General features: G+C 52.4%; 12 protein-coding genes. 6 read left to right on the forward strand and 6 right to left on the reverse strand.

Going from position 1 to position 15,047, the window contains the following annotated elements; genetic code table 11:
* The first annotated feature begins 357 nt into the window (after positions 1-357).
* Positions 358-765 (forward strand): winged helix-turn-helix domain-containing protein, encoded by a 408-nt coding sequence (locus ACQ0PY_RS00830; protein WP_224267565.1) that lies wholly within the window; start codon positions 358-360, stop codon positions 763-765.
* 239 nt (positions 766-1,004) lie between these two features.
* Positions 1,005-1,478: a 4Fe-4S dicluster domain-containing protein gene (locus tag ACQ0PY_RS00835; RefSeq protein WP_042998585.1), complete on the forward strand. Its 474-nt coding sequence runs from the start codon at positions 1,005-1,007 to the stop codon at positions 1,476-1,478.
* A gap of 34 nt (positions 1,479-1,512) precedes the next feature.
* On the opposite strand, the gene avtA is transcribed toward ACQ0PY_RS00835, so the two are convergent.
* Both avtA and malS read right to left on the reverse strand, forming a co-directional pair.
* Positions 1,513-2,766, reverse strand: coding sequence for a valine--pyruvate transaminase (gene avtA, locus ACQ0PY_RS00840; RefSeq protein ID WP_042998584.1), 1,254 nt, complete (start codon positions 2,764-2,766; stop codon positions 1,513-1,515).
* Between the two features lie 172 nt (positions 2,767-2,938).
* Positions 2,939-4,969 (reverse strand): alpha-amylase, encoded by a 2,031-nt coding sequence (malS, locus tag ACQ0PY_RS00845; protein ID WP_109739735.1) that lies wholly within the window; start codon positions 4,967-4,969, stop codon positions 2,939-2,941.
* Positions 4,970-5,285: 316 nt separating this feature from the next.
* Between malS and ACQ0PY_RS00850 the strand changes: the two genes are divergently transcribed.
* Positions 5,286-6,110, forward strand: coding sequence for a protein bax (locus ACQ0PY_RS00850; RefSeq protein WP_042998582.1), 825 nt, complete (start codon positions 5,286-5,288; stop codon positions 6,108-6,110).
* Between the two features lie 50 nt (positions 6,111-6,160).
* Here ACQ0PY_RS00850 and xylR read toward each other — a convergent pair whose 3' ends face one another.
* The 4 genes from xylR to xylF form a co-directional block, all read right to left on the reverse strand.
* Positions 6,161-7,336, reverse strand: coding sequence for a D-xylose utilization transcriptional activator XylR (gene xylR / locus ACQ0PY_RS00855; RefSeq protein ID WP_109739736.1), 1,176 nt, complete (start codon positions 7,334-7,336; stop codon positions 6,161-6,163).
* Positions 7,337-7,419: 83 nt separating this feature from the next.
* Complete coding sequence (xylH, locus tag ACQ0PY_RS00860; protein WP_109739737.1) at positions 7,420-8,601, reverse strand: xylose ABC transporter permease XylH; 1,182 nt, start codon at positions 8,599-8,601, stop codon at positions 7,420-7,422.
* Positions 8,579-10,120, reverse strand: coding sequence for a xylose ABC transporter ATP-binding protein (locus ACQ0PY_RS00865; protein WP_042998579.1), 1,542 nt, complete (start codon positions 10,118-10,120; stop codon positions 8,579-8,581). The genes xylH and ACQ0PY_RS00865 overlap by 23 nt, the downstream gene beginning before the upstream one ends.
* 78 nt (positions 10,121-10,198) lie before the next feature.
* Positions 10,199-11,191 carry a D-xylose ABC transporter substrate-binding protein gene (gene xylF, locus ACQ0PY_RS00870; RefSeq protein WP_042998578.1) on the reverse strand — a complete coding sequence of 331 codons (993 nt, stop codon included), beginning with the start codon at positions 11,189-11,191 and terminating at the stop codon, positions 10,199-10,201.
* A 363-nt stretch (positions 11,192-11,554) separates the two neighbouring features.
* Between xylF and xylA the strand changes: the two genes are divergently transcribed.
* The 3 genes from xylA to yiaB all read left to right on the forward strand — a co-directional run bounded on the left by xylA (position 11,555) and on the right by yiaB (position 14,944).
* A complete protein-coding gene (gene xylA, locus ACQ0PY_RS00875) occupies positions 11,555-12,877 on the forward strand; it encodes a xylose isomerase (RefSeq protein ID WP_042998577.1) in 1,323 nt (440 codons plus the stop codon).
* A gap of 97 nt (positions 12,878-12,974) precedes the next feature.
* The gene (xylB, locus tag ACQ0PY_RS00880) at positions 12,975-14,429 is read left to right on the forward strand and encodes a xylulokinase (RefSeq protein WP_109739738.1); all 1,455 of its coding nucleotides are present in this window, start codon (positions 12,975-12,977) and stop codon (positions 14,427-14,429) included.
* Positions 14,430-14,596: 167 nt separating this feature from the next.
* Entirely contained in the window at positions 14,597-14,944 is a 348-nt protein-coding gene (gene yiaB, locus ACQ0PY_RS00885) for an inner membrane protein YiaB (protein WP_042998575.1), read from the forward strand.
* Positions 14,945-15,047 lie beyond the last annotated feature (103 nt).

Raw genomic sequence — 15,047 nt, forward strand, 5'->3', positions numbered from 1 at the left:
ATAATTGTCCCGGAACGCACTGTTGCCGGGAGTCACTTTCCCTCTCCATGACGCATTATTGATCCATGCAGCATATTAAGCTGTAATTTGTGATAAATATGCCCGTTTAACTTGTATTGTCGAATATTCACACTGAAATAGAATAACGCTCTACTAATTTGTTTTTAGAGATTATTTAACAGCGCCTGGATTGATCTTTTAGGTATTCAGTCTGCACTTTGCTTGCGGCGAGATTAAAATGAACGCTTCAGGTATCTATTGAAATTAACTCTATTTTTTTTAAACTTGCGTAAGACAATATCTACAAGGACTTACACATGTTTAGCTATCGATAGTTCAGTAAAACGTGAGTATGTAATGATGGAATACCAGTTACATGGATTTATGATAGGTCGGGAAATATTTTTTGATATCAGTGAGTCGAGAATTTTCAGGCTGCCGGTAAATAAAATGGACAGTGTTATTGCATTTGGTGGCGTATTTTTTAACCGCACAATGCTACGCTTGTTTGTTTATCTTTTACTGAACGCCAGGACCCATTATGTTTCAAAAGATGAGTTACTCGTCAACGTCTGGGAAAAAAATGAATTAAGTGCTTCCACACAGCGTTTGTCTACGATGGTTAAAAATCTCAACAACAAATTATATTTGCTGGGATTACCTCAGCATTCCATCGTTAGCGTAAAAGGAAGCGGATACATACTGGCACTGGATAATATTCAACCGCTCTACAGTGCGGTTGATGAGGCAGATTATCAAATATAGATATCACTCAATCGGGTGCCAGCTTATTCCGCAGCGTGATGTCGCCTGCGGATTATTCCCCTGGACGTCAACGCCCAGGGTTTTTTTTATGCGTCAGGCAGAAATCCGGTCGTAAGTATAAGGCGAATTCCCTGAACGTTTCTGGCATCTGACAAAATTCGACCATTTCCCCTGTTTGATCAAGGCAGCCGCGCTATTCTCTCTGGCACTCTGTAGTTTTATGGCGGGGGGAGGGTGCAATGAACCGGTTTATCATGGCGGATGCGACTAAGTGTATTGGCTGTCGTACCTGTGAAGTCGCTTGCGTGGTCTCGCATCAGGAGAATCAGGACTGTGCCGCGGTGTCAGCAGAACACTTTGTCTCGCGCATCCGGGTTATTAAGGAAAATACCTTTACCACCGCCGTTGCCTGTCATCAGTGTGAAGACGCACCGTGCGCCAATGTTTGCCCGACACAGGCCATTCGTCGCGATCGTGGACACATTTTTGTTGAGCAGGTGCGCTGTATTGGTTGTAAAAGCTGCATGTTGGCGTGCCCGTTCGGCGCAATGAACGTTGTTGCACAAACCTCGCGCGTACAGGCGGTGAAATGCGATCTCTGTTGGCATCGTGATACGGGGCCAGCCTGCGTGGAGGCTTGCCCGACAGGGGCATTGAAGTGTGTGGATGCGGCGAGCGTGCAGCGCCAGCGTCTGCACGCTCAGCCTTTATAAGCGCATTACCCGGCCCGATCAGGCCGGGATGGCGTTACTGATTTTCCTTCCAGGCGCGCTCCACCTCTTCAGCCAGAATTTTCACCCCAGCTTCAATTTTCTCCGGATCGGGAACATAGTTCATGCGCATACACTGGTGCGTGTGCGGCCAGGGTTTATCGAGGCCCGGGAAGAAGTAATGTCCCGGCACCATCAGTACGCCGCGTGCTTTCAGACGCTGGTAGAGTAACTCGGTGGTGATCGGCAAATCCTGGAACCACAGCCAGAGGAAAATTGCCCCTTCTGGTTTGTGAATTAAGCAGCGATTTTCAGGTAAATAGCGGCGAATGATCGCAATGGTTTGCTGAACACGCTGAAAATAGAACGGTTTGATGACTGTTTCTGACAGTCGCATCAGGTCGTTACGCTTAATCATTTCGCACATCATGGCCGGCCCAATCCCGCCTGGCGCAAGGCTAATGATGCCGTTCATATTGGCGATGGCCGTGATGATTTTTTCATTGGCGATGATGATACCGCAGCGTGAGCCGGGCAGTCCCAGTTTGGAGAGACTCATGCACAGCACAATGTTGGGATTCCACAGCGGGCGCGCTTCGCTGAAAATAATGCTCGGGAACGGCACGCCATAGGCATTATCAATGACCAGTGGAATGTCGTGCTGGTTGGCAAGCGTATCGAGTTTTATCAGCTCTTCATCTGTGATGACGTTACCCGTCGGGTTAGTTGGCCGGGAGACGCAGATCATCCCGGTCTCTTCACCAATATGCAGATGTTCGAAATCTACGTGATACTTGAACTGACCCTCTGGCAGCAGCTCAATATTGGGACGCGCCGAGACGAACAGATCCTCTTCCAGCCCGGAATCCGCATAGCCGATATATTCCGGTGCGAGAGGGAACAATACCTTTTTGGTGGTCCCATCAGCGCGGCGGCCTGCAAAGAGGTTAAACAAGTAGAAAAACGCACTCTGACTGCCATTTGTTAGCGCAATATTCTGCGGTTCGATATCCCAACCCAGATTTTCACGGAGCAGCGAAGCAAGCGTGGTCAGCAGCTCGGTTTTCCCCTGCGGGCCGTCATAATTGCAAAGCGCATCAGTGAGTTTGCCGTTTTCCAGCATCTCAGTCAGGAGCGTCTGGAAGTAATCCTGCATCGCCGGGATTTGTGCCGGATTACCGCCGCCCAGCATGATTGCGCCTGGGGTGCGTAAACCGTCGTTGAGGTCCTCCATCAGGCGGGTAATGCCTGAATGGCGGGTGAATTTGTCGCCGAAAAGTGAAAATGTCATAACGGATGGTCTGTCAAACGCTGAGTCGAAGTGAGTTACCTTAACGCTAGCACTGGCAGGGTGCAAATCGAGCTGAAACGGGTGCTTTGACGTTTTATGCTTATAATTTTCTTCAGTGTAGTGTTTTGTTTTGCTGCGTCTGAGGGGTTCTGACCTCAGACGCCGGTTTACGTTAACGCTGGCCTGCCCAGATGACCATCACCGAATCGTCGCCGTGCTGGCGAACGAAGCCGTATCCCTGTTTGAGTGAGAGCGTGGTTTGCCTGCCTGCGCCGATGGCCGGATGCCGGGCTCTGAACTGACCGAGGCGCTGCCAGTGGGTAACGTTGTCGGCCAATTTTCCGCTGACATCCTGCCAGTTCATCTCAGAGCGTGTGCCCTGTAACGGATCAGAGCCTGTGGGGCCGAAAGGTCGCGCGGACTCATCGCCATAGAATATTTGTACAGCGCCGGGCGCTAACAGTAGCAACTCAGCGGCTTTATCTCCGCCTTCACGGAACAGACGAGTATCATGCGAGGAGAGATAACTCAATACATTGAAACTCTGTAACTTTTCCGCCATCTGCTGCCAGACGAGCTCCATACCTGACAGGCAATCGACGGCTTTTGCGGCCTGCTCCTGATAGTCAAAGTTGATCATCGCGTCAAAACCGTGGCGATAGTAGTCGCTCTGCATTACGCCGTGACCCCAGGCTTCACCCGTCATCCAGAACGGCTTATCATCGAGCGCTTTGTCCGGATTCGCTTTTTTCCATTCAACCAGTGCCGCGCTGGCCTGCGTTTTTAACTGTTGCCAGGCCGGAAGTTCGACGTGTTTTGCCGTGTCGACGCGAAATCCATCGACACCGTAATCGCGCACCCACTGACTCAGCCAGTGGGTCAGGTAATCCCGGGGCGTGTAGCCCTCAATGGCTTTCGCGCGCGTGTTGGCTTTATGTTGATAAAACACCGGCAGACCAGATGGGGTCGTCGATTCGGTTTTCAGATCCGGCAGGAAAGCCAGCGACATTGTGAGATCGTCAAAGCCAGGATTGTCGTAATCGCCAATGTCAGTGCGGATCCACGCTTTCCCCCACCATTTTTCCCAGGCGGCCTTATCGCTAAAGTTGATGTAATCATTGAAGCTGTGCCAGCTCTGCCCGGCGGTAGGTTTCCAGTCTGTCCAGCGCTCACCGAGCGTTTTTTTCAGCTCATCGCCAGAAAGGTAGAGCGCGCCGAACTGATATTCCTGCATGTCTGCCAGCGTGGCGTAGCCGGTGTGGTTCATTACGACATCAAACAGAATGCGGATCCCGCGCCGGTGTGCGCCGTCAATCAGCGCACGCAGGTCGGCTTCGTTGCCCATGTTGGCATCAAGCGTGGTCCAGTCCTGCGTGTAATAACCGTGGTAGGCATAGTGCGGGAAATCGCCTTTCGTGCCGCCACCCACCCAGCCGTGGATCTGTTCGAACGGAGCGCTTATCCATAATGCATTCACGCCCAGTTGTTGCAGATAATCCAGTTTGTGAGTCAGACCGCGTAAATCGCCGCCATGAAACGTGCCGATTTCCTCCATGCCGTCCTTATGGCGACCATAACTCTGGTCATTGGACGGATCGCCGTTCTCGAAGCGGTCGGTGAGCACAAAATAGACCGTGGCGTTGTGCCAGTCGAACGGCGCTGGTGCGTCGGTCTCTGCCCGTTCCAGCAGTAACAGGCCATTGCTGGCAGGTGCGGGTTGCAGGGTTATCTGACCGTTTTTCACCGTGGCGGTCTGTCCGCTGTAAAAATCGCGTACCACGCTCCCTTCCGGGAAAGTCTGCGCGACCGCTAACGTCAGTGGCTTTCCATCCCACTTCGGACACTGGCGCGCCACATTGGCGGTAGGTTCGGCTTTGCGCGGCAGCGTAATCATTAACGTTGGCGTACCAGAACGGGTATCGATTTCCAGCGTATAACGGCCATCTTTGAACAGACGCCACTGTGGCGGGGTGCCTTCGCACGGGATCAGCGACAGCATCTGATTGAGTTTTATCGTATTAGCCGGCTGCCAGCACTGTTGGTCAAAATTGAGCGTTAAGGAACGAGTACCCTTCGTCAATTCAGCGTGACTGGCAAACTTACCGATTCCCTCCGCGGTAAAAGAGGGGAAGCCCTGAGACGTCCATGTAGCGGCGCTCGTGATGCCTGGCAGTAGCGCGAGGGCGATGGCAGCAAGTTTCATTGTGCGGTCCTTTTTGCGGCGATTTTAACCAGTTTGCCTGAGAACCCGCTGACGAAACTCATCCTTCAACTGCATTCAACCAGGATGAGGGGCGCGGATGAGTGATTTTGGGCAAAAAATAGCCTTAATTTGCGATAACCACCACAAATCGTTCGAATTAGTTCCTTGTGGGATAGTTTATGCGTGACACGGTTTCGGAATTGGCCTATTCATTAGGGTGCTCTTGATCGCTATTTTTGATATGATTTGAGATTCAACTCTCAAAATTGTGAAAAATATAAGGTGTTGGAATGATTCAATCCGACCAGGAGACCTAATGATATTGACTCCCATACGACGATATGGGGCAATGATTCTTATGTTACTCACCATCGTATTTTCGGGTGAGGTGCTGGCAAAGACGCACACAACAACATCGAGTCAAAAGTCCCACGTAACCAAGACAAGTAATAAACAGGTAAGCAGTAAACAAGAGTATTCTCGCAATAGTGCAAAGAGCAGTTCACTTCCTGATTTGCGAAAATACCCTTCCGGAACACCAAGGAAAAAAGCGTTTCTCCGGACGGTTATGCCTTATATTACCAGTCAAAATGCGGCGATTACTGCCGATCGTAACTGGCTGATCTCAAAGCAGTATCAGAATCGCTGGTCACCGACTGAGCGTAAGCGCATGAAAGATATTGCGAAGCGCTACAAGGTGAAATGGTCGGGCAACACCCGGAGTATTCCGTGGAATACGTTGCTGGAGCGCGTAGACATCATCCCGACCAGTATGGTGGCGACGATGGCTGCGGCAGAAAGCGGTTGGGGTACTTCTAAGCTTGCGCGTAGCAATAACAACCTGTTCGGCATGAAGTGTGCTAAAGGGAGTTGTAACAATGCGCCAGGTAAAGTGAAAGGTTACTCGCAGTTCGATTCCGTCAAAGAGTCGGTCAGCGCCTATGTAATCAATCTGAACACGCATCCGGCTTACGCCTCTTTCCGTAAATCACGCGCACAGTTGCGTAAAGCGGATCAGGAAGTAACGGCGACAGCGATGATTCATAAGCTGAAGGGTTATTCAACGAAGGGGCAGAGTTACAACAATTATCTGTTCGCGATGTATCAGGATAACCAGCGATTAATCGCAGCCCATATGTAATCCCCGAACGCCTTCTGCAAAGAAGGCGTTTTTGTTTCGGTCCCACCCCATCACATCAACACTTCACTGTTCAGATCGCGATACTCTTTCGGCGTCGTGTCGTACTCTTTCTTAAAAACGGAATAGAAATACTGCAGCGAAGGATAGCCGCACATCTGCGAGATTTCGTTGATCGACAGCGTCGTGGAAATCAACAGGCTACGCGCTTTCTCCAGCTTTTCAGCGTGGATCACCGCATGAATGGTCTCTCCCACTTCTTCTTTAAACCGCTTCTCCAGATTGGAACGTGAAATCCCAACTGCATCCAGTACCTGATCCACCTTGATGCCTTTGCAGGCGTGGTTACGGATATAGTGCATCGCCTGAATAACGGCGGGATCGGAGAGGGAACGGTAGTCTGTCGAACGACGTTCAACGACGCGCACCGGAGGCACCAGGATGCGCTGGAGCGGCAGTTCCTCATCGGCCAGCAGGCGATGTAGCAGCTTTGCCGCCTGATAGCCCATTTGCCTCGCGCCCTGAGCCACCGATGACAGCGCAACCCGTGACAGATAGCGGGTCAGTTCCTCGTTATCAATGCCAATGACGCACAGCTTTTCGGGTACCGGAATATGCAGGTGTTCGCAGACCTGAAGAACATGGCGGGCGCGGGCGTCAGTGACCGCGATAATACCCGTCTGCGGCAGGGTTTGCAGCCAGTCCGCCAGTCGATTTTGCGCGTGTTGCCAGAGTTCAGGCGCGGTTTCCAGTCCCTGATACACCACCCCCCGATACTTCTCCTCCGCCACCAACTGGCGGAAGGCATGCTCGCGTTCCGCCGCCCAGCGCTTTCCGCTGGAGGCCGGCAGGCCGTAGAAGGCAAAGCGGTTGACGCCTTTTTCTTTCAGGTGCAAAAAGGCGCTCTCAACGAGAGCATGGTTATCGGTGGCAATATAATGGACAGGAGGATAATTTTCCGCCAGATGATAGGAGCCTCCGACACCGATGATGGGCACATGGACGTCAACTAACAATCGTGCGATTTCATCGTCGTCATAGTCAGCAATCACGCCATCACCTAACCACTCTTTGATGTTATCAATGCGGGCGCGGAAGTCCTCCTCAATGAAGATGTCCCATTCGGATTGCGAGGCTTGTAGATATTCACCGACCCCTTCCACCACCTGACGGTCGTAGGCTTTATTGGCATTAAATAACAGGGTAATACGGTGACGTTTATCAAACATGGTTCTGTCTCTGCTCACTCTTTCATAAACGACAATGCCGGACAGGAATGACCGGCATAAAAATAGCCCTATTTTTCAGCAGTTCAGGCGCGGCGTTTTGTCGCTGAATCCATCCATACTGCCAGCAACAGAATCGCTCCCTTCACGATATACTGCCAGAACGTTGGGACATCCATCATACTCATTCCGTTATCCAGAGAAGCCATAATAAATGCACCCATCACTGCGCCGGCAACGCTGCCGACGCCACCCGCCAGGCTGGTTCCGCCGATGACGCAGGCGGCAATGGCGTCCAGTTCGGCGATGTTTCCCGCCGATGGCGACCCGGCACCGAGACGCGAACTGAGGATGAGCCCGGCAATCGCCACCATCAGACCATTGATGGCGAACACCGCCAGTTTGGTCCGCGCGACGTTAATGCCGGAAAGACGGGCGGCCTCCAGATTGCCCCCTATGGCATAAATACGTCGGCCAAATGCGGTTCGTGTCGCCATGAACATCCCGGCGAGCAGCAAAAATACCAGCAGCAGAACGGGCGTCGGCACACCGCGATAATCATTCAACAGCCAGATGGCGCCTAACACAATCACGGCAGTTAATGCCTGGCGGCCCACTACGCTGGTTGACGCCGGGGCATCAAGACCCAGGGACTGCCGGCGCATGCTCCCGCGCCACTGCCAGCCGATAAACGCCATCAAACCCATCGCGCCGAGGGTGAAGCCCAATCCATTGGATAAGTAGCTTTGCCCAATCTGCGACATGGCGGAGCTGGTCGGCGATACGGTTGTACCATTGGTGATGCCGATGAGGATACCGCGAAACGCCAGCATCCCGGCCAGAGTCACAATAAATGAGGGAACTTTGCGGTAAGCGACCCACCAGCCATTCCAGGCGCCGAGCAGCAATCCCAGCGCCAGCGTGACGATAATGGTGAACGGCAGCGGCCAACCCAGCCAGACGTCGCAGATAGCCGCGACGCCGCCCAGCAGTCCCATCATGGAACCGACGGAGAGATCGATTTCCGCTGAGATGATGACGAATACCATGCCGACCGCCAGGATCCCCGTAATCGCGGTCTGGCGGAGCAGGTTGGAGACGTTACGTGCGCTGAGATACGCACCGTCCGTTGTCCAGGTAAAGAACAGCATGATCACAATGATGGCCGCGATCATCACGAACACCTGTAGATTCAGCGATTTAATCCCAGGAAAAACGCCCGTCAGTGGGGCGGTGAGTTTAACGTCAGACGGATTGTTTTTCGACATGATGTTCGCTCCTCAAAGCGGCTTCCATCACCTGCTCTTGCGTCAGGTTATGATTGACCAGGTTGGCTTTCAGTTTTCCTTCATGCATCACCAGAATGCGGTCGCTGAGCCCCAGCACTTCGGGCAATTCAGACGAAATGACAATTACGGCGATACCCTGCTGAACGAGCTGGTTAATGAGCTTGTAGATTTCATATTTCGCGCCGATATCGATGCCCCGGGTAGGCTCATCAAGGATGAGAATTTGCGGGTTAAGCAACAGGCAGCGCGCCAGAATGGCTTTTTGTTGATTCCCACCGCTCAGACGTCCGATCGCCAACTCAGGAGAAGACGTTTTGACTTTGAGACGTTGCAGGGATTCGAGGATGCATTTATATTCGGCGGCATCATCTAACTGGCTTACCTTGCCAGTGAACTGATCAAGCGCGGCGAGGGTAATGTTTTTCCCCACCGCCATGACCGGCACAATACCATCGCGTTTGCGGTCCTCCGGAACCATGGCGATCCCGTGGGCGATGGCCTGCTGGCAGTTGCGGATGTTAACGGACTGACCGTCAATCACCACCTCTCCTTCCCAGCGCCCGGGCCAGACGCCAAACAGACACTGAACAAGCTCCGTGCGTCCCGCGCCGACCAGACCAGCAATCCCCAGGATTTCGCCGCGCTTTAGTGAGAAGGAAACGTCATTCACGCGCCGGATATGGCGATTGACGGGATGCCAGGCCGTGAGGTGATCAACGCGTAAAATCTCTTCACCCGTGGTGTGAGGTTCGCTGGGGTAGAGTGCAGTGAGTTCGCGGCCAACCATCATGGTGATAATATCGTCTTCGCTCATGCCAGCCGCGTCGCGGGTGCCAATATGCTTGCCATCACGGATCACGCAGATCGTGTCGGAAATGGCTTTCACTTCGTTCAGCTTGTGTGAAATGTAGATGCAGGCGATATCGTGCTGTTGCAGATCGCGGATGATCTCCAGCAGCACCGTTGTTTCCTGTTCGGTGAGTGACGCTGTCGGCTCGTCCAGAATCAGCAGGCGCACTTGTTTATTCAGCGCTTTCGCAATTTCAACCAGCTGTTGCTGACCAAGGCCCAGTTCGCCCACCCGGGTATCGGGCGAAATTGCCAGACTGACCTGCCTGAGCAATTTTTGGCAGCGCAGGGTCATCATGTCGTAATCCAGCACGCCATGACGGCTTATTTCGCTACCGAGGAAAATATTCTCCAGCACGGTTAAGTGCTTAACCAGCGCTAACTCCTGATGGATGATGGCAATCCCTTTGCGCTCGGTATCACGAATATGGTTGGCCTGTAGCGTTTCTCCGGCAAATACAATTTCACCTTCGTAACTGCCATGGGGATAAATACCGCACAGTACTTTCATCAGCGTCGATTTACCTGAGCCATTCTCGCCGCATAATGAAATAATTTCACCGGCATTCAGTCTGAGGCTGACGTTATCAATCGCCTTGACGACACCGAAGGTTTTGGTGATGTTCTTCATTTCAAGTAGACAGGACATAGCGACTCCGCAGTAGCCAATGAGAGAACCGGGCGTAGTGGGAAATGCGCGCCCGCAGCCATCGCTGGGGCGCTGCGCTTACAGTTCGCTCTGCTTATGGAATCCGTCTTTAATCACGGTCTCATTGATGTTGTTTTTGTTAACGTCAATCGGCGTCAATAAGCGGGAGGGGACATCTTTCAGACCGTTGTTTAACGTAGCGTCGGCTTTAGGCTGCTGTCCGTTACCCAGTTCTACGGCGATTTCGGCGGCGGTATTGGCCAGCAGCGTAATCGGTTTATACACGGTCATTGTTTGTGTTCCTGCGACAATGCGCTTGATACCCGCAAGGTCGGCGTCCTGACCTGAAATCGCCACTTTTCCTGAAAGCCCTTGCGCACTGAGCGCCTGAACCGCACCGCCTGCCGTCGCGTCATTGGAGGCGACAACGGCGTCAATGTTGTTATTGTTCGCGGTTAAGGCGTTTTCCATAATTTTCAGCGCATTTTCCGGCAGCCAGCCGTCAACCCACTGATCGCCAACCACCTTTATTTTTCCGGAATCGATATACGGTTTTAAAACTTTCATCTGCCCGGCGCGGAAGAGTTTGGCATTATTATCGACCGGCGAGCCGCCCATCAGAAAATAATTTCCCTGAGGGACACGTTCAACTAATGCCTGGGCCTGTAATTCACCGACTTTTTCGTTATCAAATGAAATATAGAAATCGATGTCTGCGTCATTGATCATGCGGTCATAAGCTAAAACTTTAATACCTTCCTGTTTCGCCTCTTTAACCACGTTACTTAATACTTGTCCGTTATAAGGAATAATAACGAGGACATCCACTCCTCGGTTAATCATATTTTCAATCTGCGACATCTGGGTTTCTTCATTCCCGTTCGCGGACTGGACAAAGACTTTTGCGCCAAGCGATTCGGCTTTGCTGACGAAAATATCGCGATCTTTCTGCCAGCGTTCGAGGCGCAGGTCATCAATCGCCATGCCGATTTTAATTTCTTTGGCATGTCCCGCCACGCTGGTGAGCAAAAGGGAGGTGCAGACAGTGAGTAAGAGATTCTTCATCTTCATAATCGTGATGCCTTTCGTTAGAGGGAGCAACAATAAAAGTAACAATCACAGCATAAGACGTTGCAGAATTTAGCAATTCATACGGGGAAGACAATTACAGATTTTTATCTTGCGGTTACGAAATTTGGTTTATTTCCTGAATTATGACCAGGATCGTACTTTTTACGGTGAAGACTGAATGTTGCATTTATGCCAGCAGAGTACCCATTTTTTGCAAATGGATATTTTTATTTTGCGAGGTGGCGCACACTTGTGAATTCTCTCAATAGCAGTGTGAAATAACATAATTGAGCAACGGGAGGGGAGTGCTCAATATTACGACATGACCTATTCTCGTCGTATTTCCTGATTATGGAGTTCATTATGCAGGCATATTTTGACCAACTCGATCGCGTTCGTTATGAAGGCCCCCGTTCCACTAATCCGTTAGCATTCCGTCATTACAATCCTGATGAGATCGTATTGGGCAAACGGATGGAAGATCATCTGCGTTTTGCAGCCTGCTACTGGCATACCTTCTGCTGGAACGGGGCTGATATGTTTGGTGTCGGGGCGTTTAATCGTCCGTGGCAGCAACCGGGGGATGCGCTGGCGCTGGCAAAACGTAAAGCGGACGTCGCGTTTGAATTTTTCCACAAGCTGCACGTTCCGTTCTACTGCTTCCATGATGTCGATGTTTCGCCGGAAGGCGCGTCGCTGAAAGAGTACAAAAATAACTTCGCCGAAATGGTGGATGTGCTGGCAGAGAAACAAGAGCAGAGCGGCGTGAAACTGCTGTGGGGTACGGCAAATTGCTTCACCAACCCCCGTTATGGTGCCGGGGCGGCGACGAACCCGGATCCAGAAGTGTTCAGTTGGGCGGCCACCCAGGTGGTAACGGCGATGGACGCCACGCACAAACTGGGTGGTGAAAACTACGTGCTGTGGGGCGGTCGTGAAGGGTACGAAACCTTGCTGAATACCGACCTGCGTCAGGAGCGTGAGCAAATTGGCCGCTTCATGCAAATGGTGGTTGAGCACAAGCACAAAACGGGCTTCCAGGGCACGCTGCTGATTGAGCCGAAGCCGCAGGAACCGACCAAGCATCAGTATGATTACGACGCCTCGACCGTTTACGGCTTCCTCAAGCAGTTTGGTCTGGAAAAAGAGATCAAACTGAATATTGAGGCTAACCACGCGACGCTGGCAGGTCACTCGTTCCACCACGAAATCGCCACGGCGATTGCGCTGGGTCTGTTTGGCTCTGTCGATGCCAACCGGGGTGACGCGCAGCTGGGCTGGGATACCGACCAGTTCCCGAACAGCGTAGAAGAGAACGCATTGGTGATGTACGAAATCCTTAAAGCGGGCGGTTTCACCACCGGTGGCCTGAACTTTGACGCCAAAGTGCGCCGTCAGAGTACGGATAAATACGATCTGTTCTATGGCCATATTGGCGCGATGGACACGATGGCGCTGTCGCTGAAAATTGCCGCGCGCATGATTGAGGATGGCGAGCTGGATAAGCGCGTCGCGAAACGTTATGCCGGCTGGAGTAGCGAACTTGGCCAGCAGATCCTGAAAGGACAGATGTCGTTAAGCGAACTGGCGCATTATGCTGAACAGCACAACCTGGCGCCGGTGCATCAGAGCGGTCATCAGGAACAGCTGGAAAATCTGGTGAATCATTACCTGTTCGATAAATAATCGATATCGCCGGGTGACGCAGCGTTTCCTGGTCGGTGATTTGACAAGCCCGGTGAGCGTTGTGGCACCGGGCATTTCAGTTTAAGGAACCCACTCTATGTATATTGGGATCGATCTTGGCACCTCGGGCGTGAAAGCGATTTTGCTCAATGAGCAAGGCGAGGTGGTCGCATCGCAAACGGAAAAACTCACCGTCTCTCGTCCTCATCCGCTCTGGTCGGAGCAAGATCCCGAACAGTGGTGGCTGGCGACCGACCGCGCCCTGAAGGCGTTGGGCAAGCAGCATTCGTTAAGTCAAGTGAAAGCGCTGGGGATTGCCGGGCAGATGCATGGCGCGACGTTGCTCGACAGCCAGCAACAGGTGCTGCGACCGGCCATTCTGTGGAATGACGGACGTTGTGGCGAGGAGTGTGCGTTGCTGGAGTCAATGGTACCGCAGTCGCGCGCCATCACGGGTAACCTGATGATGCCTGGATTCACGGCTCCGAAGCTGCTGTGGGTACAGCGCCACGAGCCAGCGGTGTTCCGGCAGGTGGCAAAGGTGCTGCTACCGAAAGACTATCTGCGTTTACGCATGACCGGTGAATTTGCCAGCGATATGTCTGACGCTGCGGGAACGATGTGGCTGGATGTGGAAAAACGTGACTGGAGTAACGTGATGCTGAATGCCTGCGGCCTGACCCGTGACCATATGCCCGCGTTATTCGAAGGGAGTGAGATTACCGGCAAATTGCTGCCTGATGTCGCAATGGCGTGGGATATGCCTGCGGTTTCTGTCGTTGCAGGCGGTGGCGACAATGCGGCGGGCGCAGTCGGCGTAGGGATGGTCAATGCCGATCAGGCCATGCTGTCACTGGGAACGTCCGGCGTCTATTTTGCCGTCAGTGACGGTTTCCTGAGCAAGCCCGAAAGCGCAGTACACAGCTTTTGCCATGCGTTGCCTGAGCGCTGGCATCTGATGTCGGTGATGCTAAGTGCAGCCTCCTGTCTGGACTGGGCGGCAACATTAACCGGTCTGAATACGGTGCCGGCGCTGATTGATGCGGCGCAGCAGGCTGATGAGGCAGCCGACCCTGTCTGGTTCTTGCCGTATCTTTCAGGTGAACGTACGCCGCACAATAATCCGCAGGCGAAAGGCGTGTTCTTTGGTCTGACCCATCAGCATGGACCGGCTGAGCTGGCGCGCGCGGTGCTGGAAGGCGTGGGCTATGCGTTGGCCGACGGGATGGATGTGGTACATGCCTGTGGGGTGAAGCCGCAAAGCATCACGCTGATCGGCGGCGGTGCGCGCAGCGCGTACTGGCGGCAAATGCTGGCGGATATCAGTGGCCTGCAACTGGATTATCGCACCGGTGGTGATGTGGGGCCGGCACTGGGTGCCGCTCGTCTGGCGCAAATTGCGATGAATCCGGAGAAGCCATTAGCCGAGTTATTACCGCAACTTCCGCTTGAACAAACACACATGCCTGACAGGCAACGCCATAGCGTTTATCAACAGCGCCGGGAAACCTTCCGTCGTCTTTATCAGCAGCTACTTCCACTCATGTCTTGAGCCTGAATCCCTCCTGTTTTGCAGGAGGGATTAACCCAAAGCATATAAATAATTGATCAATAAATTAAATATATGGATTTATTCTGAAATTCCATTTTCTGTTCATTTTTCAGTGTTGTCTTTCATAGGTTATCCCTAATCTGCATCCGTTGGATAAGGAGATCCCAGTGAAAAGCTCAACGTTAATTTCCTGGTTGTTGCTCATCTCAGGCACATCGACTTACGTTATCGGCTTAGGGATGGCATGTCCCTTACTGAGCGGAAAAGGTTATTTCCTCGGTGTCCTGGTGACCGCAATGTTTGTCACATACGTTTATCTACGTGAGGAAAAACGCGACCAACTGGACGATAGCGTCGTTACCGTGTGCCAACTGGTCGCGCTTATCACGCTGGGGTTGTTTCTGGTCGGCATCCTCAACGCGCCGCTATCACTGAGTGGGCGGGGTCTCTATCCGGTGGCGCTCTTTATGGGTCTACTGGGTTTTGTACGCCTGATTCGTGCATCGGATCATTAAATAAAAAGGGGATCACTTTGCTGTGGGGTTTCCTGGCTTGCTATTTGTTACGGCGTCTGAGACGGCGCTCTCCCTGATAACGGTTTTAGCCTCTCTGAAATGC

The organism is Citrobacter sp. LST-B2 (genome assembly GCF_057983045.1).